Annotated in this window: 19 protein-coding genes and 1 riboswitch; of the genes, 9 read left to right on the top strand and 10 right to left on the bottom strand. The window is 61.7% G+C overall.

Translation table 11 applies throughout. The features are described from left to right. Positions 1–172: 172 nt before the first annotated feature. Positions 173–1,129, bottom strand: a complete 957-nt coding sequence (rlmF, locus tag OKC29_RS12085; RefSeq protein WP_073349410.1) for a 23S rRNA (adenine(1618)-N(6))-methyltransferase RlmF — start codon at positions 1,127–1,129, stop codon at positions 173–175. 149 nt (positions 1,130–1,278) lie between these two features. Then, entirely contained in the window at positions 1,279–1,767 is a 489-nt protein-coding gene (locus tag OKC29_RS12080; protein ID WP_005298673.1) for a C40 family peptidase, read from the bottom strand. 275 nt (positions 1,768–2,042) lie between these two features. On the opposite strand from OKC29_RS12080, the gene OKC29_RS12075 reads away from it, so the two are divergent. Both OKC29_RS12075 and OKC29_RS12070 read left to right on the top strand, forming a co-directional pair. Beyond that, on the top strand, positions 2,043–2,765 hold the full coding sequence (locus OKC29_RS12075) for a 4'-phosphopantetheinyl transferase family protein (protein ID WP_073349361.1): 723 nt from the start codon (positions 2,043–2,045) through the stop codon (positions 2,763–2,765). Then, complete coding sequence (locus OKC29_RS12070; protein WP_073349359.1) at positions 2,762–3,610, top strand: tetratricopeptide repeat protein; 849 nt, start codon at positions 2,762–2,764, stop codon at positions 3,608–3,610. The genes OKC29_RS12075 and OKC29_RS12070 overlap by 4 nt, the downstream gene beginning before the upstream one ends. A gap of 142 nt (positions 3,611–3,752) precedes the next feature. Here OKC29_RS12070 and OKC29_RS12065 read toward each other — a convergent pair whose 3' ends face one another. Further along, complete coding sequence (locus OKC29_RS12065; RefSeq protein ID WP_010634682.1) at positions 3,753–3,995, bottom strand: Lpp/OprI family alanine-zipper lipoprotein; 243 nt, start codon at positions 3,993–3,995, stop codon at positions 3,753–3,755. 224 nt (positions 3,996–4,219) lie between these two features. Beyond that, positions 4,220–4,873 carry a 3,4-dihydroxy-2-butanone-4-phosphate synthase gene (gene ribB / locus OKC29_RS12060; protein WP_073349357.1) on the bottom strand — a complete coding sequence of 218 codons (654 nt, stop codon included), beginning with the start codon at positions 4,871–4,873 and terminating at the stop codon, positions 4,220–4,222. Between the two features lie 102 nt (positions 4,874–4,975). Continuing rightward, positions 4,976–5,133, bottom strand: a riboswitch (FMN riboswitch). A gap of 198 nt (positions 5,134–5,331) precedes the next feature. Here ribB and purU point away from each other — a divergent pair. Then, positions 5,332–6,168: a formyltetrahydrofolate deformylase gene (gene purU / locus OKC29_RS12055; RefSeq protein ID WP_011705222.1), complete on the top strand. Its 837-nt coding sequence runs from the start codon at positions 5,332–5,334 to the stop codon at positions 6,166–6,168. 69 nt (positions 6,169–6,237) lie between these two features. Here purU and OKC29_RS12050 read toward each other — a convergent pair whose 3' ends face one another. Both OKC29_RS12050 and cls read right to left on the bottom strand, forming a co-directional pair. Next, positions 6,238–7,500, bottom strand: coding sequence for a DUF945 family protein (locus OKC29_RS12050; RefSeq protein ID WP_073349353.1), 1,263 nt, complete (start codon positions 7,498–7,500; stop codon positions 6,238–6,240). Positions 7,501–7,595: 95 nt separating this feature from the next. Beyond that, positions 7,596–9,077 (bottom strand): cardiolipin synthase, encoded by a 1,482-nt coding sequence (cls, locus tag OKC29_RS12045; protein WP_011705220.1) that lies wholly within the window; start codon positions 9,075–9,077, stop codon positions 7,596–7,598. Between the two features lie 97 nt (positions 9,078–9,174). On the opposite strand from cls, the gene OKC29_RS12040 reads away from it, so the two are divergent. Next, positions 9,175–9,717 carry a DUF1439 domain-containing protein gene (locus OKC29_RS12040; protein ID WP_026080151.1) on the top strand — a complete coding sequence of 181 codons (543 nt, stop codon included), beginning with the start codon at positions 9,175–9,177 and terminating at the stop codon, positions 9,715–9,717. 4 nt (positions 9,718–9,721) lie between these two features. Here OKC29_RS12040 and OKC29_RS12035 read toward each other — a convergent pair whose 3' ends face one another. Beyond that, positions 9,722–10,201: a GNAT family N-acetyltransferase gene (locus OKC29_RS12035; protein ID WP_017408522.1), complete on the bottom strand. Its 480-nt coding sequence runs from the start codon at positions 10,199–10,201 to the stop codon at positions 9,722–9,724. Between the two features lie 428 nt (positions 10,202–10,629). Here OKC29_RS12035 and OKC29_RS12030 point away from each other — a divergent pair, with 428 nt between their 5' ends. The 3 genes from OKC29_RS12030 to OKC29_RS12020 all read left to right on the top strand — a co-directional run bounded on the left by OKC29_RS12030 (position 10,630) and on the right by OKC29_RS12020 (position 14,307). Beyond that, on the top strand, positions 10,630–11,793 hold the full coding sequence (locus OKC29_RS12030) for a M23 family metallopeptidase (RefSeq protein WP_073349351.1): 1,164 nt from the start codon (positions 10,630–10,632) through the stop codon (positions 11,791–11,793). A gap of 194 nt (positions 11,794–11,987) precedes the next feature. Then, positions 11,988–13,385, top strand: coding sequence for an alpha-amylase family protein (locus tag OKC29_RS12025; protein ID WP_162275637.1), 1,398 nt, complete (start codon positions 11,988–11,990; stop codon positions 13,383–13,385). Positions 13,386–13,557: 172 nt separating this feature from the next. Next, complete coding sequence (locus OKC29_RS12020) at positions 13,558–14,307, top strand: lytic transglycosylase domain-containing protein (RefSeq protein WP_162275815.1); 750 nt, start codon at positions 13,558–13,560, stop codon at positions 14,305–14,307. A gap of 118 nt (positions 14,308–14,425) precedes the next feature. Here OKC29_RS12020 and aqpZ read toward each other — a convergent pair whose 3' ends face one another. The 3 genes from aqpZ to OKC29_RS12005 form a co-directional block, all read right to left on the bottom strand. Next, complete coding sequence (gene aqpZ, locus OKC29_RS12015; RefSeq protein WP_073349347.1) at positions 14,426–15,112, bottom strand: aquaporin Z; 687 nt, start codon at positions 15,110–15,112, stop codon at positions 14,426–14,428. A gap of 325 nt (positions 15,113–15,437) precedes the next feature. Continuing rightward, positions 15,438–15,959 carry a crossover junction endodeoxyribonuclease RuvC gene (gene ruvC, locus OKC29_RS12010; protein ID WP_005298649.1) on the bottom strand — a complete coding sequence of 174 codons (522 nt, stop codon included), beginning with the start codon at positions 15,957–15,959 and terminating at the stop codon, positions 15,438–15,440. Between the two features lie 273 nt (positions 15,960–16,232). Further along, positions 16,233–17,159 (bottom strand): Gfo/Idh/MocA family protein, encoded by a 927-nt coding sequence (locus OKC29_RS12005; RefSeq protein WP_073349344.1) that lies wholly within the window; start codon positions 17,157–17,159, stop codon positions 16,233–16,235. Between the two features lie 186 nt (positions 17,160–17,345). On the opposite strand from OKC29_RS12005, the gene OKC29_RS12000 reads away from it, so the two are divergent. Together OKC29_RS12000 and OKC29_RS11995 are read left to right on the top strand one after the other, a co-directional pair. Continuing rightward, positions 17,346–17,879 (top strand): DinB family protein, encoded by a 534-nt coding sequence (locus OKC29_RS12000; RefSeq protein WP_073349342.1) that lies wholly within the window; start codon positions 17,346–17,348, stop codon positions 17,877–17,879. Beyond that, positions 17,876–18,307, top strand: a complete 432-nt coding sequence (locus OKC29_RS11995) for a hypothetical protein (RefSeq protein WP_073349340.1) — start codon at positions 17,876–17,878, stop codon at positions 18,305–18,307. Before OKC29_RS12000 ends, OKC29_RS11995 begins: the two co-directional genes overlap by 4 nt. The last annotated feature ends 21 nt before the right edge of the window (positions 18,308–18,328 follow it).

Genomic DNA, 18,328 nt, shown 5'->3' with positions numbered 1-18,328 from the left:
CTGTACCGAGGATGAAAGTGATCACTAACATGCAGGCGCCAGCCCAGATGCCACAAGGGGAAAAACGATTGTCATGGGTGCCGGGTATCGACCCAGACTGGCCACTGAAGCCCACCAAAAAACAGGGGCATACCATCGGCATGCCCCTTGTCGTCGTCCCGCTTCAGCCGGCTCAGGCGTTATCGTGCGCCATCGGCGACCACCACTGCCTGCTGGCCGCCTCGCCTTGGAAAGACCAGGCCAGAACCCGGCTGGTCTTGTTGCCCTGGGTCATCTCGAGCACCCGCACCTGACGGGCCCCGACCCGGCTCAGCCCCTGCTTGGCCGCCGGCAGGTTCTCTTTTTTCGACACCAGCGAGCTGAACCAGAGGCACTGGCTGGCGAATGCCTTGCTCTGGGCAATCATGTTGGCCAGAAAGGCGGCCTCCCCCCCTTCGCACCAGAGCTCGGCCTTCTGACCGCCGAAATTGAGCACCGGCTTGGCCGTCGCCACCTTGCCCAGGTTGCGCAGCTTGCGCTCCGTTCCCTTGCTCGCCTCTGCCAGTGAAGCATGAAAGGGAGGATTGCAGAGGGTCAGCGCAAAACGCTCGCGCGGCGCCACAATCCCCTGAAAGATGTCGCCAGCCTTGCCCTGCAGACGGCATTCGATCTGGCTGCCCAGCCCGTTGCTCTTGGCCAGCAGAGTAGCGGCCTTGACCGACACCGGATCGATGTCGGAGCCGACGAAGCGCCAGCCATATTCGCGGGTCCCCAGCAGCGGATAGATGCAGTTAGCACCGACCCCGATATCCAGCACCCGCACCCCCTTGCCGGTCGGCACCTTGCCGGCACTCTCGGCCAGCAGATCGGCCACCCGATGCAGATAATCCACCCGCCCCGGAATGGGCGGGCAGAGATAACCGGCCGGCAGATCCCAGTGCGCAATGCCATAGTGCAGCGCCAACAACGCCTTGTTCAGCGCCTTGACGGCGGCCGGATCGGCAAAGTCCAGGGTCTGGGTGCCGTGTTCATTGACGAACACGAAGGGTTGCAGCTCGGGGGTACGCTGGCAGAGTGCATCGAAATCATAGGGAGCCTGATGGCGATTGCGTGGATGCAATCCGGATTTGCGGTCGGAATGGGTCTTCATGCTGGGCCTGCCGAGGAAAACGGGCCCACACTATAGTGACTTGGCCCCGGAAAGTCTAAATGACGGCCATAAAAAAACCGGGCTGTCGAGCCCGGTTCAAGTGAGGTTGGAAAAACAGTCCGTACTGCGAGCCGTTTGTCCAGCCTGACTCAGATGTCGATCCGGCGTGCCTGCCAGAATTTGCTGCGCCAGTAGGAGCTGTCGAGCTTGGAGCGCGTCACCCCGGCGCGGGTGGAGGCGTGAATGAATTCACCGTTGCCCACATAGATGCCGACATGATTGAGACGGCGATTGATCTTGAAGAAAACCAGGTCACCTTCGACCAGATCCTGCTTGGAAACGCGGGTGCCTTCATGGACTTGGGAGCGGGTATCACGGGGAAGTTCGATGCCGACGGCGTTGCGGAACACTTCACGGGCGAAGGCGGAACAATCGATGCCGCGCTGGCTGCTGCCGCCCATGCGGTAAGGAACACCGCGCCACTCTTTGTATACTGTCAGGATTTCGTTTACATCTGGGGTTTGCGAAGCTTCCGGTTCAATAACGGGTTCCATCATGGAAACTTCGATCTTGCTCGCGACCTCGGGCTGGGGTGCCGAGGCACAACCCACCATTCCGAGCGCGACCAGCAGTAGCATCAGGTGGCGCAATCCTTTATCCCCGCAAAATAGTAAAACTTGTTAAAATACGGCCCGAACGGGCAATTTATAAGGCAACAGCACCCGACTATATCCAAGAATTCTATCGAGGCAAGCGAAAATCCCTATCGACATCACATTTTTGCAAGGAAATGCATTATTTTTCCTGATTAATGTGATCGTGGCCAAACAATATACAATCTCGAAAGGGGCCACCCAGGCCGGATCAAACTGACTTTTATCGCTGTTTCAGCATGCTTTTTAAGTGAAAAATTATGATCTCTGTGGATCTCTATTTGTTAAAACCGGCAAACACGGACGCCGACCAGCTGAGCCTGCTGCAAACCATGCTCTCCCCCGAAGAACGGCAGACATGGCAGTCCATCGGTCAGCTGGCACGCCGCCAGGAGTACCTGCTCAGCCGTGGCTTGCTGCGACGGCTGCTGGCCGAGCGCCTACAGTGCCGCCCCGATGCGCTGCAGTTTTGCAGCAACCCGCACGGCAAGCCGGTGCTGAACGACGGGCGCTGGCAGTTCAACCTCAGCCACAGCGGTGACTGGCTGGCGATTGCCCTCTGTGCCACCGGCCCGCTCGGAGTGGATATAGAGATGGGTCAGCGGCGCCGCCAAATTCTGCCACTGGCCCGCCGTTTTTATGCGCAGAGTGAATATGAGTGGCTGCTCGCCCTGCCAGAGGCGGAGCAAGAGCCGGCCTTCTATCGGTTCTGGTCGCGCAAGGAGGCGGTATTGAAGGCCTATGGCGCCGGCATTGCCGCCGGCCTCGACAAGGTATGCTTTGTGCCGCAGCAGGCGTGGCGGCTCGACAACCAACTCGATGAACAGGATTACCGGGTACAGGATTGGCCCATCGGCCGGGGCTGGCTCAGCCTGGCCGCACCGACCCTCTCCGTCAACGGCTGGCTGCTCGATGGCAGCTTGAATTCTGCGCCCATCAACCCCATGTTAACTCACACCATTTTCCAAGAGTCAGCCTCATGATCGTCGACATCCATCCCCAGAATTTCCAAAGCGCCCTGATCGATGCTTCCATGAAAAAGCCGATCGTCATCTATTTCCACGCCCCCCAGATGCCGGAGTGTCAAGCCATGACCCCGCTGGTGGAAGCGCTGGTCGGCCCGGTCAATCCCCAGGTGACCCTGGCCAAAGTGGACATGAACGATCCGCAGCTGCAGCCGCTAGCTGGTCAGCTCGGCCTGCGCGCCCTGCCGGCGCTGGTGCTGTTCCATCAGGGCCGCCCTGACGAGCAGGCCATTCTGGAAGGCCCGCAGGACGAAGCCACCCTGCGCCACTACTTTGCCGCCTTCGCTCCCAAGGAGGAGGAGTTGCTGTTCGAACAGGGACAGCAGGCGCTGGCGAAGGGTCAGGCGGACCTTGCCTATGCCCATCTCGGCAAGGCCCATCAGCTGGCACCGGAGCGCCACGACATCAGCCTGTGGCTCATTCAGGCGGCGCTCGATCTCAATCTGCTGGACGAAGCGCAGGAGCGACTGGGCAAAATCCCGATGATCGCCCAGGACGATCACTACCAGACCCTGACATCCCGGCTGGCACTGGCCCAGCAGGCCGCCGACAGCCCGGAGCTGCGGGCACTGGAAGCCCGTCACCAGCAGGAGCCGGACAACTTTGCCCTGGCCCAGGAGCTGGCGGTGCAATACAGCCAGGCCGGCCGGCAGGAAGAGGCGCTGACGCTGCTGTTTACCATCCTCAAACGGGATCTCGCCTTCGGTGATGCCAAGAAGACCTATCTCGACATCCTGACCACCATGGGCAGCAACCCGGCGGCGCAGAGCTACCGTCGCAAGCTCTACAGCCTGCTCTACTGATCGATGCGGAAATGAAAAACGGGGTGATGCCGAGTGTTCGGCATTGCCTTGTCAGGCGGGTATCAGCGGGGAAAACGCGGGAATTTGACGAATTTCAGGCAAAAAAAAATGGCGCATAACTGCGCCATTTTTTTCGCATGGATTACTTCTTGTAGGAAGTAGCCATGTTGTCGATGCGCTGGTTAGCACGCATAGCTTCTTGCTTGGCTTCTGCAACATCAGCAGCGATCTTGGATTGATCAGCACGAACAGCGCTAACATCTTGAGCCAGTTGGTCAACTTTGTTAGACAGATTCTGAACGGAAGTTTCCAGTTCGCTGGTGTTTGCACAACCGCCCAGCAGAGCGGACAGACCAACAACACCTACCAACAACATTTTTTTCATTTTAAAAGCTCCCTTTAACTCGCCAGACGTTTAGCAAGCGGCGTGATTATGGCACAAAAAAATCATAGTTTGGATAGGCCCCATCACAGATAAATGCATTAAAACCCTCATTTTTTTTTAAACGTACACTTTTTGTGCAAAGTTAAGCCAAAAATGAGGGTCTCTGGATGAGGTTCGCACAAAGCGTAACCAAATTTTGGGCTTATTACAATTTCGTATGAGGCTCAGGCTGAACGTTCTGACAGCAATTGACGATATTGCACCAGATCCTCGATGGTCAGCACCGGCATTTGATGCTGGCGACCGAATGCCACCAGATCCGGCAGCCGCGCCATGGAGCCATCTTCCTTGGTCAGTTCGCACAACACGCCGAACGGTTTGAGTCCGGCCAGCTGCATCAGATCGACCGTGGCTTCAGTGTGGCCGCGACGGGTCAACACCCCGCCGGTGCGGGCCCGCAGCGGGAAGACGTGGCCCGGGCGGTGCAGATCGGATGGTCTGGCGCCATCGGCGATGGCGGCCCGAATGGTGGTGATGCGATCGGCCGCCGACACGCCGGTGGTCACCCCCTGTGCCGCTTCGATGGTCACGGTGAAGGCGGTCTGATAATGGCTGGAGTTGGCCTCCACCATCATCGGCAGTTCGAGCTGACGTACCCGTTCATCGGTCAGGCAGAGACAGACGATGCCGGAACACTCGCGGATCATCATCGCCATCTGTTCGTTGGTCATGGATTCGGCGGCGAAGATGAGATCCCCTTCGTTCTCCCGATCTTCATCGTCGGCCACCAGCACGCCGCGACCGGCACGCAAAGCTGCCAGTGCCGCGTCGACACGGGCAATGGGATCACCAAATTCACTGAGAAGAGACTGATTCATGGTAAGACTCCTAAACAAGACAAGGACCAGAATCAGGGCATGGAAAGGCAGACAGAGATAGGTATGCAGCGGCCGGCCCATGGGGCTTGCCTGCAATATCTGTCTTATCCTCTTTCATCCGGACTATGACCGTCGGCTCCGGCATCTCACCGGATCTGCTGACCCCGTCCCGGTGCAATACCGGGTCGGGCGCTCGCGGGCTCCCCGAGTCACATCGGGATACCGCCGGTGGGGAATTTCACCCCGCCCTGAGAATAAGCGCAGACAGCGTAAAGAAAAAAAACGCCGGATACCAGCCCAAAACCCATCAAAGATGAATAGCGTACCGCTTGTGGCCGCATTGCATCAGGGCGCACGGCGCACTGTCTTTTCTGATTTTGTTTGTGGCATAGTGCCTGAAAAAACGCGCAGCCTGCGCAGACTCAGGCGCCAACAACACAAACGGAATCATGACAGAGATGGAAAAGAAAATACTGCTGACGGACTGTCCGGACGCCAAGGGCCTCATCGCCAAGATCACCAACATCTGCTACAAGCACCAGCTCAACATCAACAAGAACGACGAGTTCGTGGATCACGAAAACGGCCGCTTCTTCATGCGCACCGAGCTGGAAGGACGCTTCAACGACGAGACCCTGCTGGCCGACCTCGATGATGCCCTCCCCGCCGGTGCCCAGCGCCGCCTGGTCAAGGCCGGCAAGAAGCGCATCGTCATCCTGGTGACCAAGGAGACCCACTGCCTCGGCGACATCCTGATGAAGAACTACGCCGGTGCGCTGGACATGGACATAGTCGCGGTGATCGGCAACTACGACACCCTCGCCGAGCTGACCGGCAAGTTCGACATTCCGTTCCACACCGTCAGCCACGAGGATCTGAGCCGTACCGAGCACGAAGAGCAGGTGCGCGCCATCATCGACGGCTACCAGCCCGACTACGTGGTGCTGGCCAAGTACATGCGGGTGCTGACCCCGAGTTTCGTCGAGGCCTATCCGCGCAAGATCATCAACATCCACCACTCCTTCCTGCCCGCCTTCATCGGTGCCCGCCCCTATCGCCAGGCCTTCGATCGCGGGGTCAAGCTGATCGGCGCCACCGCCCACTTCGTCACCGACGATCTGGATGAGGGCCCCATCGTCGAGCAGGACGTGATCCACGTCGATCACACCTTCAGCGCCGACGACATGGCCAAGGCCGGCCGCGACGTGGAGAAATCGGTGCTGAGCCGGGCACTGGAGCTGGTGCTGAACGAGCGGGTGTTCGTCTACGGCAACAAGACGGTGGTATTCAAGTAATCCCGGCCACTGAAAACAACAAAGGCTCCCGCGGGAGCCTTTGTTTTATGTGCACGAAAGCAACGTCGATCAGAGCGGCAGACCGTTGACGGTCATGGCACCCTTGTCGAGCTTGAGCTCGGCCGTCAGCTGCTCCTTGTCCACCTTGAGGTAACCCATGGCGGCGAACTGATCCAGCATGGGCGCCAGCTGCGGCACCGCCTTGCCCAGCTTGCCGCTCAGGTTGGCGTGCAGCAGGCCGGAGAGCGCGTGCATCCCCTCTTCGCTGTTGAACAGCTGCTCGAGCGAGGTCGCCGCCAGCTTGATGTCGCCCTTCATGGCCACCGGCTCGCCATTGAGGTGAGAGCTCAAGTCCACCAGCTCCAGCGTGGCGCCACGCTTGAGCATCTTGTCCAGCGCCTGCTGGATCGCTTCCTCTTCCACGCCCTGGCCGCTGGAGGCCTGCAGCGCCTGATAGCCTTCCAGATCCAGCCCCTTCAGATTGAGGGCCAGCTTGCTCTGGGTCAGCGCCAGGTTGTCGGTCTCGTTCTCCAGATTGAGGGTGTCCACCTTCATCTGGTAGCTGCTGGAGAGGGTCTGGGCATCATCCCCCGCCAGCTGGGTTTCGGTGGTCAGCCCCTGCAGGGAGACCTTGACGCTGTCCGGCAGCTGTACCGACAGCGCGGAGAGAGTCATGTCGCTGCGGGGAGAGAGCCAGATGCCGCTGATCTCGGCCATGTCGGCACTGCCCTTGAGCTCGGCCAGCACCATGTCCATCTTGTTCTGCTCTTCATGCACCGTCATGCCCTGCCAGTGGAAGGTGACGTGACCATTGCCTTCCAGATCGCCGTGATAGTCGCCCTTCATCGGCAGGAAGTTGAACTCGTCGAGCCCCTGCTTGATCTTGAACTCGTTGGCCCAGAAGCGGCTGCTGTTGCTGGCGGTCCACAGGCTGCTGACCGACTCGATGCCGAACTGCCACTGCTCCATCTTGAAGGCGTTGAACACCGGCGCCAGCGAACCCTGCTTGGTGTCGAGCAGCATGTGGCTCTTGATGTAGAGCGGCAGGATACGGCTGTTGACGATGAACTGCGCCTCGACCGGCTCGCTCCCCTCCAGCTGACCATCCAGGCTGGCCAGTGTCTGCGGGGTGACCACCACCTTCAGCACGCCATCGCGGGCGAACAGGTTGCTCGAGCTCGGCTGCCAGCTCAGTTCGACACCGCTCTCCTGCTTCACCTTGGCGATCTGCTCGGCCATGATGCGATCGAACGTGTTGCCCGTGTACCAGCAGGCACCCAGCCCACCCACCACCAAGGCCGCCGTGACGGCCAGCGCTACTCGCTTCTTCATCTTCTTCTGTTTCTCCAGGGAGTGATTGCCGCACTCTACGGGGCCAGCTTGGGGCTAGGCAAGCGCAATTCGGCGCCTGCCGCAATTAAGTGATGTCACAACAAGGGGCTGAACAGGTAGAACATGTTCTCCATCACCTTCTTGTACCAGGGGCGTGCCCGCCACTTGGCCAGCGACATGGGGGTCGCCTCTATCATGTAGCCCTGCACCAGCTGGGTCATCTCGGCGACGAACACCGGGTTGTCGATGAGCAGGGTCACCTCGAAGTTGAGCCAGAGGCTACGCCGGTCCAGATTGACCGTGCCCACCAGGGCGAAGTCGTCATCCACCAGCACGCTCTTGGTGTGCAGCAGGCCGGCGTCGTAGCGATAGACCTCCACCCCCGCCTCCAGCAGCTCCTCCATGAAGGCGTTGCAGGCATAATTGGCCATCAGAGAGTCGTTGCGCGCCGGCAGCACCAGCTGCACCTGCACGCCGCGGGCCGCCGCCGAGGAGAGCGCCGCCGCCAGCGGATCGTCCGGCACGAAGTAGGGGGTGGTCAGCACCAGATGGTGGCGGGCCTGGTAGATGGCCAGCAGCAGGCTTTGCTGGATGCAGTCGCCGCCGACGAAGGGGCCGGATGGAATGAGCTGGGCCCGGTAGTTGCTCTGGGGCCAGGCCTCCGGCTCGTGCTGCAGGCTGTCGAGCAGCCGCTCGCCGGTCTCCATCTCCCAGTCCCAGACGAAGATGGACCACATCAGCGGCACCATGGGTCCCTGCACCCGGATCATGATGTCGACCCACTGGCCGACCCCGGCGTTCTGCTTGAAGAAACGGGGATCCACCATGTTCATGGAGCCGGTGTAACCAACCCGGTCGTCGATCACCACCAGCTTGCGGTGCATGCGCAGGTCCTGACGCTGGAACGGAATGCGCCAGGCCCCGACCGGCAACACCTCCACCAGCTTGACCCCAGCCTTGCGCAGCTTTTTCGGCCAGGACGAGCGGAAGAAGGTCTTGCTGCCCATGGAGTCGAGCAGCAAGCGACAATCCACGCCGCGCGCCGCCACTTCCATCAAGGCTTCACACACCTCGTCGGTGTCGCCGCCCGGGTGCCAGATGTAGAACTCCAGGTAGCAGGACTGGGAGGATTGGCGGATGTCGCGCACTATCTCGCGCAGGATGGCTTCCGGCTTGCTCAGCAGCGTCATCCGGTTGCCGGAGAGCATGGGCATGGCCAGCCGGCCCTGGATCAGATCGTGCAGCGGCTGGGCCTTCTCCCCCACCTCGCAGCAGTGCTGGGGAAAGAGCCGGGCCAGTTGGCGGATCCAGATGGCGTAAGGGCGGTACATGGCCTGCGCCCGCTCGGCGCGGCGCCGGCCGAGGCGGATCTCGCCGAACAGCACGTAAAAACCGACCCCGGCAAACGGGATGGCATAGATGAGGGCGAGCCAGGCCAGCGAGACCCCGATGGGGCGCCGCTTCATCACCACCCGAAATGAGACCCCCGCCACGATCACGGTGTGAAACAGCAGCAGCAACCAGCCGAGAAACTGGGAAAACAGCAGTTGGATGTCGTGCTCCAGACCGTTGATCACGAGAACTCCTTTTACAGACGAGTGAAATGCGGTGGGCAGATCCCGCGAAGCCAGGATGGTATGCTGTAAAACACACCCATTCTATCAGGTCGTTAGCATGATCCTGCAATCTATGCTGCTCAGTCTGGCCATGCTAGGTCAAGGCTCATATGACATCAATGAGCAACAGATAAACCAGTACCTGCAATCCCAGGTGCAAGTGAACAAACAGTTAGAGCTGCCCGGCATCATCAAGGCCCATGTGCAGCTCGAGCAGAGCGATGTCCAGATCGGGCGCCAGAGCCCGGACACCGCCCGGGTTTATGGCAAGGGCAAGCTCAAGATCGCCCTGCCGGATCAGACCGAGTACGACGCGCGGCTGAACATGACCTATGAGGCGAGACCGCGCTACGACAAGGCGCAGAGCGCGCTGTTCCTCGACAACATGAAGTTGATTGAATACAAGCTGGAGCCGGAGGCGGCGCAGCAGAAGTTCGGCTTCATGCTCGGCATGCTGCTGCAGAGCATGGAGAAGCGGCTGGAGACCCAGCCGGTCTATCGGCTCAACGACAAGGATCCGAACCAGGCCTGGCTGAAGGAGAATCTGTTGGGGCTGGAGCTGTCACCGGGCAAGATCCATCTGTTGACCAAGCCCCAGTGAGTCGTCAGTTGTAGACCGGGGCCTTGGCCTGGCGCACCAGCAGCTCGATCTGGTAACCCTGTTCGCGCTGCTGGTCATACAGCGAGAAGAGCGGCCCCTCCAGTTCATGCAGGGGCAGGTCGGCAAAGCCGGCCTTGAGGTAGAACGGCTTTTCAAACGGCAAGGCCTGACACACCACAGGTTTGTCCTGTAGATCGCTGCAGGCGTGCTGCAACAGGCGCGAGCCCAGTCCCAGCGACTGGTAGTGGGGCAGCAGACGAAAACCGCACAGGTGGTAGTAATCCTGTTCGTCGCGCAGACGCACGGCACCCACCAGCCAGTGAGCGTCGCGCACCACGAAGATCCGCTCGGCCAGATCCGGCACATAGTGGGAGAAAGTGGTTTCGTAGTAATCCCTGATCAGGGAAAGGTCTGCATCACAGTACTCTTCGAACGTGAGTTCCATCGCCCGCTTGCCTATCACACCCGTTCCATCCATGGCCATTCGGCCCGGTCCTCTTACATTGAAGTCGGTCGCAGAGATCCGACCAGATTGACGATATCACGGCTTTTAATAACAAAAAAGCCAATAACCACACCGAGTTGCATAATTTTTAACATGCCGTCAGCCGGTCTGGCCAGTGGCGATCCTATCACGGCAAGCCAGTGGCAGACACTGTTTGCGCCTCTTCCCCGCCCTTTACGGCAGTCCGCCATTTCTTGGCCCGCAACTCACTGATTTGGCTCTACAAACCCTTTTCGTAAACATTTGTTAACAAACAAATACCGTAATCCCTCCGCATAAAAAGCTCCATTTGAATAGCAATTTTGGCATTTGCCCCTATGGTGAAGCCTTGGCATAGCCTCGCGCTGTTGTTGCCCGCGTGGGTCCATCCCCACACCGACACCTCACCACTTTGCCAAGGAGTTATCATGTCCAGACCGATCCCCTCCCTGCTGATGTTGGCCCTGCTTCCCGCCACCGGCTGGGCTGGCGACATCCATGCCCCGCTTGCCCCCTATCACTTCACGGCGCAGCAGCTTGCCGCCAGTCAGACCCCTGTCCTCCCCCTGGATGAGGCCCACTTCGTGTTCGGCGAGGCGGCCATGGCCTTCGATCTGCACGACTTTTTGCTGCAACAGGCGCCCCACCTGCTGCCCAAGGAGGAGGTGATCCTGCACTGGAGCGGCATCACCAGCCTCAACCCCCAGTTGCTGCTGGCCCTGATGGAGGCGAGCAGCCAGCTCATTTCGGCTCCCTCCGAGCAGGCCATGGCGGCGCCGTTCGCCAAGCTGGTCAAGGCCAGGGGCTTTGACAACCAGCTGGAGCTGATGGCGCGCCAGCTCTCCGAGCGCTTCTATCAGGCCCGTGCCCAGCAAAGGTTTATGCAACGCAGCGCCCCCGCCCTGGCGCCACAGGCTGCGCACCAGGCCGCTATTGCCAGTCTGCTGAACACGTCAGTGCAGCGCCAGCTCGGTGAGCAGTGGCAGACCCTGTTCGGTCAGGACGCCATGACCTCCCCCAGGGGCGGCGCGGCCGCCCCCGCCGCACCGCTGGCCGGCGGCCAGTTCCAGCTGCCCTGGCGCCAGGGCTACAGCTGGAAGGCCAATGGCGCCCACTCCCATACCGGCTCCGGCTACCCCTACTCCTCCATCGATGTCTCCTACGACTGGCCGGGCTGGGGCGGCGCCACCTACACGGTCACCGCCGCCAACAGCGGCACCGTCACCGTCTTCTCCCGCTGCCAGGTGCGCGTCACCGCCCCCAACGGCTGGGCCACCAACTACTACCACATGAGCGGGATCTCGGTGCGCAGCGGCGACTACGTAGCCGCCGACACCCCCATCGGCACCTATGCCAGCAACCGCAACGAGGCGCTGTGCGAGGGCGGCTCCTCCACCGGCCCGCACCTGCACTTCTCCCTGCTCTACAACGGGGTGTTCCAGTCCCTGCAGGGGCAGCGGCTGAGCAGCTATGCCGTCAACGTCGGTGCCAGCAACTACGACGACAACTGCAACCGCTTCTGGCTCTACAACCAGCGCAATGGCCAGCGCTACTGCGCTTGGCAGCCGCTCTACAACAACGGGGTTGACTGAGCCGAAAAAAGCCCGGTGAAGTGATTGAAAAGTCAGTAATGACGTGGCCTGCGCGGTTTTTTGCAAGCCGTCACAGATCCGCACAGTCCGCTTTGAAAGTGCTCACAAAATCGCCGCCCGGCGATTGCTGGCAAGACAGGCCGGTGTGAGGCTCTGGGTGCCCATCTGGGCACCCAAAACAAGGACTGACAATAATGAAACACACAGCGGGAATCTGGGCGATAGCAGGCATGCTGATCGCTCCTTTGGCACATGCCGACGTCATACTGCACGCCTTCAACTGGAAATACAGTGAAGTCACCGCCAAGGCCGATCTCATCAAGACCGCCGGCTACAAACAGGTGCTCATCTCGCCGCCCCTCAAGTCATCGGGCAACGAGTGGTGGGCACGCTATCAACCGCAGGATCTGCGCCTCATCGACACCCCCCTTGGCAACAAGCAGGATCTCGAACAGCTGATCGCCGCCATGCAGGCGCGGGGCATCGCCGTCTATGCGGACGTGGTGCTCAACCACATGGCCAACGAGAGCTGGAAGCGCAGCGATCTCAACTATCCCGGCAGCGAGCTGCTGCAAAGCTATGCCGCCAACCCCGGCTACTTCGAGCGGCAGAAGCTGTTTGGCGATCTGGGCCAGAACTGGCTCGCCGGCCAGGACTTCCACCCGGAAGGCTGCATCAGCGACTGGAACGATCCGGGCAACGTACAGTACTGGCGGCTGTGCGGCGGCGCGGGCGACAAGGGACTGCCGGATCTTGACCCCAACAACTGGGTGGTGAGCCAGCAGCAGGCCTACCTCAAGGCGCTCAAGGGGATGGGGATCAAGGGCTTTCGGGTCGATGCGGTCAAGCACATGAGCGATTACCAGATCAACGCCGTGTTCACCCCCGAGATAAAGCAGGGGATGCACGTGTTCGGCGAGGTGATCACCACCGGCGGCGCCGGCAGCAACGATTACGAGCGCTTCCTCAAGCCCTATCTCGACAGCAGCGGTCAGGGCGCCTATGACTTCCCGCTGTTTGCCTCCCTGCGCGGAGCGCTCGGCTATGGCGGCAGCATGAACCAGCTGGCGGATCCGGGGGCCTACGGTCAGGCGCTGCCGGGCAGCCGGGCGGTCACCTTCGCCATCACCCACGACATCCCCACCAACGACGGCTTTCGCTACCAGATCCTGAACCCGACCGACGAGAAGCTGGCCTATGCCTACCTGCTCGGCCGCGACGGCGGCTCGCCGCTGGTCTATTCGGATCACGGCGAGACTCAGGCCAAGGACGGGCTGCGCTGGCAAGATTACTACCTGCGCAGCGACCTCAAGGGGATGATCCGCTTCCACAACGCGGTGCAGGGCCAGCCCATGCAGCTGGTCGGCAGCGGCGACTGCTTCGTGCTGTTCAAGCGCGGCAAACAGGGGCTGGTCGGCATCAACAAGTGCGACTACGAGCAGGAGTACTGGCTCGATACCGCCAAGTTCGAGATGAACTGGTATCGCAACTACCGGGATGTGCTCGACCAAAACGCCGTGGTCAACGTGCAGAGCCAGTGGGTCCGGGTCGCCATTCCCGCCCGCAGCGCTCGCCTCTGGCTGCAGGAGTAAACCGGCAGTTGCCGCGCGAGGCCGCCAACCGGCGGCCTCTTTATTTGCTCTGCCGCCGCTATTTTCTCGGCCGAGTGCACGGGTCGGTCAGGGCGGGCTTGTTCTGCCCGCGCCGTGATGCTTTACTCAACAAGGCTAACGAGGCTGAAGGAGCAAGCCGTTGAAAGCATGGATGTTGATGGGATTGATCCCGCTGTTTTCCTCACCCGGCTGGAGCCAGACACCCGCCCCGGCCGAGGTGGTGATCCTCACCGCCGAGCCGCCGGCACCGCCCCCTGCGGCGCCCCCCGTCACCATGCACACCCCGGGCGTGCTGCCGCCACCCGAGCCGGCCAGCCCCCCGCTGCCGCCCGGTACTCGCCAGATCCAGGTCTACAAGTCGGTGCAGAAAAACGGCGTGGTACGCTACTCCGACATGATGCCGGAGCAGGGTCACTACGAGCTGCTGCTGTTCAACGACTGCTACGCCTGCGACCCCGACTCCAAGGTCAACTGGCACACTACCGGCCTGTTTCTCTATGACTACGCCAGCACCATCCAGGCGGCGGCCAAGGCCTATCAGGTGGAGCCTGCCCTCATCCGGGCACTGATCCACGCCGAGTCTGCCTTCAACCCCCTCGCTGTATCTCGCAAGGGGGCCATGGGGTTGACCCAGCTGATGCCGGCCACGGCGCGGGAGCTGGGGGTGGGCAACGCCCTGCTGGCGGAGCAGAACATCTTTGGCGGAGTGAAATACCTGGCGGGGCTGCTCAAGCAGTATGGCGGCAACGTGGCACTGGCCACCGCGGCCTACAACGCCGGCGCCGGCGCGGTGCAAAAACATGGGGGTATCCCTCCTTATGCTGAAACTCGCGCCTACGTAGAGCGGGTGCAACTGCTGCGCCAGCGCTACAAAGACATGCTGAGCGCCAAGGGGTTGTAGCCCCTCTTGCCAACGACCAAACAACCCTGCGGGCCCTTGCGGCCCGTTTTCGTACCCGCCAGAAACGAAAAAACACGCCCGGGGGCGTGTCGATACCACACTTTGTTGCCCTGACGGATCAGGCTTTGGTCGCGATCGCGCGATAGGCCAATGCACCCAGAATGGCACCGACGATGGGCGCAACCCAGAACAGCCACAGCTGGCCCAGTGCCCAGTCCCCTACGAAGAAGGCCACGCCTGTGCTGCGCGCCGGGTTGACCGAGGTGTTGGTCACTGGAATGCTGATGAGGTGAATGAGGGTCAGGCACAGGCCGATGGCGATGGGAGCAAAACCGGCCGGGGCCCGGCTGTCGGTAGCGCCCATGATGACGAACAGGAAGAAGCCGGTCATCACCACTTCACACACCAGCCCCGCCAGCATGCTGTAGCCGCCCGGGGAGTGCTCGCCATAGCCGTTGGAGGCAAAGCCCGCCGCCAGATCGAAACCGGCCTGACCGCTGGCAATCACATAGAGCACTGCCGCTGCCGCAATCCCGCCCAGTACCTGAGCGACCATGTAGGGCAGCACGCCGGAGGCCGGGAAACGACCGCCGGCCCAGAGCCCGATGGTCACGGCCGGGTTCAGGTGACAGCCAGAGATATGGCCGATGGCGTAAGCCATGGTCAGCACGGTCAGGCCGAACGCCAGCGCCACGCCAAGCAGGCCGATGCCGACGTTCGGAAAGGCGGCGGCCAGCACGGCGCTGCCGCAGCCCCCCAGCACCAGCCAGAAGGTGCCCATGAATTCAGCTGCAAAAGGTTTCACTTCTCAACTCTCCCAATGATGGATGAAGCGGGAGCACGCGGCTCACCGGGCCGCACCACGCGGCCGGCGCACATTATGGGAGCCCCGATCGGGCAAGCGAAGGGAAGCGATGAAGGGCCCAAAACGTGACTTGCGTCACAAGTTATTGATTAACTGAGAAGATTGTCGTTAGCGCCCGAGTAGGCAGCAGCATGAGGCGGAAAGGCAGTGCGACAGCTTGTGACTCTGTTGAGGCTTTTGCCGACAACCGCCGCAACCAGAGGGGCAACCAGCCGGCACATGGCCGCTTGCCCGATATTGCCACTATCACAGCGGCATTTGTGGCTCAGCGGTAACGACCGCGCACCGATCCCGTGCTGCGCCCAGCCATCTTGATCAGGATCTGGCGGGTATGGAAGTGGCAGAGCGCCACCCCGAGGGCATCCGCCGCATCCGCCTGGGGAGTGGCCGAGAGCTTGAGCAGGTGAGTCACCATATGCTGCACCTGCTCCTTGGCGGCGCCGCCGGTGCCCACCACCGCCTGCTTGATTTGGGTGGCCGAGTATTCGCTCACCGGCAGCAGAGCATTAACCGCCGCCACGATGGCGCTGCCGCGAGCCTGACCCAGCTTCAAAGCCGAATCCGCGTTGCGCGCCATAAAGACCCGCTCGATGGCGAACTCGTCCGGCTTGAACTGGGTGATGATCTCGCTCACCCCGTCATAGACCTGCTTGAGGCGCGACGGCAGCTCGCCCAGATCGGTGCGGATGCAGCCCGAGCCCAGGTACTCCGCCTTGCCCGCCACGATGCGAATGACCCCGTAACCTGTGATGCGCGAACCCGGGTCTATCCCCAAAATGATGCTCATGGACGGGCCACCCTGGCCATCATGGCGGGGATCTGCTGCCGTTTGGCAAGGGCGGCCAGCCGGCCACCCCGTTTCAATAGCTGGTTCATCACACTCTGTCGCTCTGCTGGCAGTTCATGGCCGCCAAGATAGCAAACAAGCGCCCGCTTGGCTTGCGCGGCAGCGCCCCCGCCAATCAACTGCGCAGGGATGCGCCATCTCATACAGTGGTCCGGCGATTTTTTCGCCCACCGCCCCGCCGATGGCCCGGGCAAACCGGCGCGGCGCTTACCCTCACTCCCCCGCCAGAGCCACCAGTTGCTCTGCCAGCCGGTGGCCGTGCAGGTAGCTCTCAATCAGCGCACCGTCGGCCCGCCCCGCCTCAATCTGCTGATACCAGTGGGCCAGCATGGCGGCAAAGCCCCGTTGGGTAAGCACCGACTGCCAGTCGTCGGGGGCCAGGGTCTGCACGGTTTTATCGCGGGCCAGAGTGCCCCGAGTGCAGTTCTCGATATGCAGGGAGAGGTTGTCGCCATAGGCATCGATGCGCTCCTCGGTGAGGCCGGCGCTGCGGTTCATGCTGCCGCTCACCGCCGTCTGGCCGCTCTGCCAGGCGACGCTCACCCCGGCCAGCAGCTCGGGTTGGCGGGCACAGCGCCGCAGTACCGCATGCAGATCCCCATCAGGCGCACCGCCGTAGTAGCAGAGGCTGTCGAGCACATGGATAAAGTCGTCGAACAGAAACGAGCGCGGCGCCCCCGGCAGGGCGTGGCGGTGCTTTTGCCAGTTGAGCTCGGTGAGCGGCTGATTATCTGCAAGCGGCAGCGCCCGGGCCGCGCTCATGGCGGGCAGATAGCGGCGGTTGAAGCCCACAAACAGCGGGCGGTTCTGCGCCAGCGCCAGGTTGGCGAGCTCCTCTACCCCGGCAAGAGTGTCGCAGAGCGGCTTGTCGACAAAGGTGGGGATGCCGGCGCGCAGGCACTGGGCAGCCAGCTCAAGGTGCACCGCGGTGGCGGCGTGGATCATCACCCCGTCGGGGCGGCTTGCCAGCAAGTCGCCCAGCTCGGTGAAGCACTCGGCGATCCGGTACTGACGGGCTAGCTTGTCCAATACCGCTGGATTACGGGTACAGAGCAGCGGGGTGACTCGCTCGTCACTGGCAAGCAGCGGCAGATAGGCTTTCTGGGCGATATCACCAAGACCTACGAGGGCAATGCGCATGGGGACTCCTTGTGGCGGCGGGTTATGGGCGCCGTTTTATCCGGCAACGGCTGACAGGGTAGCATCCCGCCGACCCGGACACAGCCGATGGCTGACCCAACCCCACCCTCTGCTCGGGGAGTGTCATTTTTGGCTCCATCTGGCTAAGATGCGCGCTTTTGGACATAAGACGCGCCAAGGAGTGCCATGCCAAGCTCAACCCTGCTCTCGCTGTTTCGCTACAAGGCCTGGGCCGATGGCGAACTGCTCGACGCCCTCGCCACCCTGGATGCCGCGCAAGATGGCGAGGCTCACCACACGGCCCTGCGCATCTTCAACCATATCCATGTGGTCGATGCCATCTTCAAGGCCAATCTGCTGGGGGAACGGCACGGCTTTACCGCCACCAATACCCCGGAAACACCGACCCTGGCGATGCTGCGCAGCGCCATCAGCCAGCTGGATGCCTGGTATCTGGATTACGTTGCCGGCCTGAGCCAGGCAGATGGCGAGGCCATGCTCTCGTTCAACTTTGTGGATGGTGACAAGGGGCAGATGAGCCGCGCCGAGATGCTGCTGCACCTGGTGACCCACGGCGGTTATCACAGGGGGGCGATCGGGCGCGTTCTGGTGCAGTGCGGCATCACGCCGCCGCGCGATACCCTGACCACCTTCCTGCATCGCAGCGAACCCGGGCGGCGGGGTGATGCAGCCCTGGCAGATGACAAGGCCCGCCCATGAAACGCGCCTGTCTGCGGCTCACGCCGCTGCTGCCATTGCTGCTGGGCGGCTGCGCCGCCGCCCTCGATCACTACTCGGGGCGCTTTCGCAATACCTTGGTGTCGGGGGAGACCCGCACGACCATTCGCGCCGAACTGGGCGAGCCCCAGGGTTGTCAGCAGGCCGCCTTTCTGACCGAGGACAAGGTGCAGGGCTGCGATCGCTTTACCGTGCTAGGCAAGATCCACAAGCGCACTGACGGCAATGGCCAGGCCACGGCGAGCGCCGTGACAATGGGGCTGGGGGAGCTGATCCTGATACCCATGACGGTGGCCAGCGTGGCGGCGGACTACACCGAGCAGCACACCCTCACCGTCTATTACGACCGGGACGATCACTATCTATTTCACACCCTGCTCAATGCCAAGGGGCAGGAGATCTGGCAGTAAAACAATCAGCACCGGCCAGTG

The organism is Aeromonas sp. QDB34 (assembly GCF_027705405.1).
Classification (GTDB): domain Bacteria; phylum Pseudomonadota; class Gammaproteobacteria; order Enterobacterales; family Aeromonadaceae; genus Aeromonas; species Aeromonas hydrophila.
This window is presented reverse-complemented; position numbering and strand designations above follow the sequence as displayed.

Excerpts from the sequence above, each read along its gene's own strand:
- rlmF (WP_073349410.1), bottom strand. The coding sequence starts at position 1,129 with ATGAAGACCCATTCCGACCGCAAATCCGGATTGCATCCACGCAATCGC.
- OKC29_RS12080 (WP_005298673.1), bottom strand. The coding sequence starts at position 1,767 with ATGCTACTGCTGGTCGCGCTCGGAATGGTGGGTTGTGCCTCGGCACCC.
- OKC29_RS12075 (WP_073349361.1), top strand. The coding sequence starts at position 2,043 with ATGATCTCTGTGGATCTCTATTTGTTAAAACCGGCAAACACGGACGCC.
- OKC29_RS12070 (WP_073349359.1), top strand. The coding sequence starts at position 2,762 with ATGATCGTCGACATCCATCCCCAGAATTTCCAAAGCGCCCTGATCGAT.
- OKC29_RS12065 (WP_010634682.1), bottom strand. The coding sequence starts at position 3,995 with ATGAAAAAAATGTTGTTGGTAGGTGTTGTTGGTCTGTCCGCTCTGCTG.
- ribB (WP_073349357.1), bottom strand. The coding sequence starts at position 4,873 with ATGAATCAGTCTCTTCTCAGTGAATTTGGTGATCCCATTGCCCGTGTC.
- purU (WP_011705222.1), top strand. The coding sequence starts at position 5,332 with ATGGAAAAGAAAATACTGCTGACGGACTGTCCGGACGCCAAGGGCCTC.
- OKC29_RS12050 (WP_073349353.1), bottom strand. The coding sequence starts at position 7,500 with ATGAAGAAGCGAGTAGCGCTGGCCGTCACGGCGGCCTTGGTGGTGGGT.
- OKC29_RS12040 (WP_026080151.1), top strand. The coding sequence starts at position 9,175 with ATGATCCTGCAATCTATGCTGCTCAGTCTGGCCATGCTAGGTCAAGGC.
- OKC29_RS12035 (WP_017408522.1), bottom strand. The coding sequence starts at position 10,201 with ATGGCCATGGATGGAACGGGTGTGATAGGCAAGCGGGCGATGGAACTC.
- OKC29_RS12030 (WP_073349351.1), top strand. The coding sequence starts at position 10,630 with ATGTCCAGACCGATCCCCTCCCTGCTGATGTTGGCCCTGCTTCCCGCC.
- OKC29_RS12025 (WP_162275637.1), top strand. The coding sequence starts at position 11,988 with ATGAAACACACAGCGGGAATCTGGGCGATAGCAGGCATGCTGATCGCT.
- OKC29_RS12020 (WP_162275815.1), top strand. The coding sequence starts at position 13,558 with ATGTTGATGGGATTGATCCCGCTGTTTTCCTCACCCGGCTGGAGCCAG.
- ruvC (WP_005298649.1), bottom strand. The coding sequence starts at position 15,959 with ATGAGCATCATTTTGGGGATAGACCCGGGTTCGCGCATCACAGGTTAC.
- OKC29_RS12005 (WP_073349344.1), bottom strand. The coding sequence starts at position 17,159 with ATGCGCATTGCCCTCGTAGGTCTTGGTGATATCGCCCAGAAAGCCTAT.
- OKC29_RS12000 (WP_073349342.1), top strand. The coding sequence starts at position 17,346 with ATGCCAAGCTCAACCCTGCTCTCGCTGTTTCGCTACAAGGCCTGGGCC.
- OKC29_RS11995 (WP_073349340.1), top strand. The coding sequence starts at position 17,876 with ATGAAACGCGCCTGTCTGCGGCTCACGCCGCTGCTGCCATTGCTGCTG.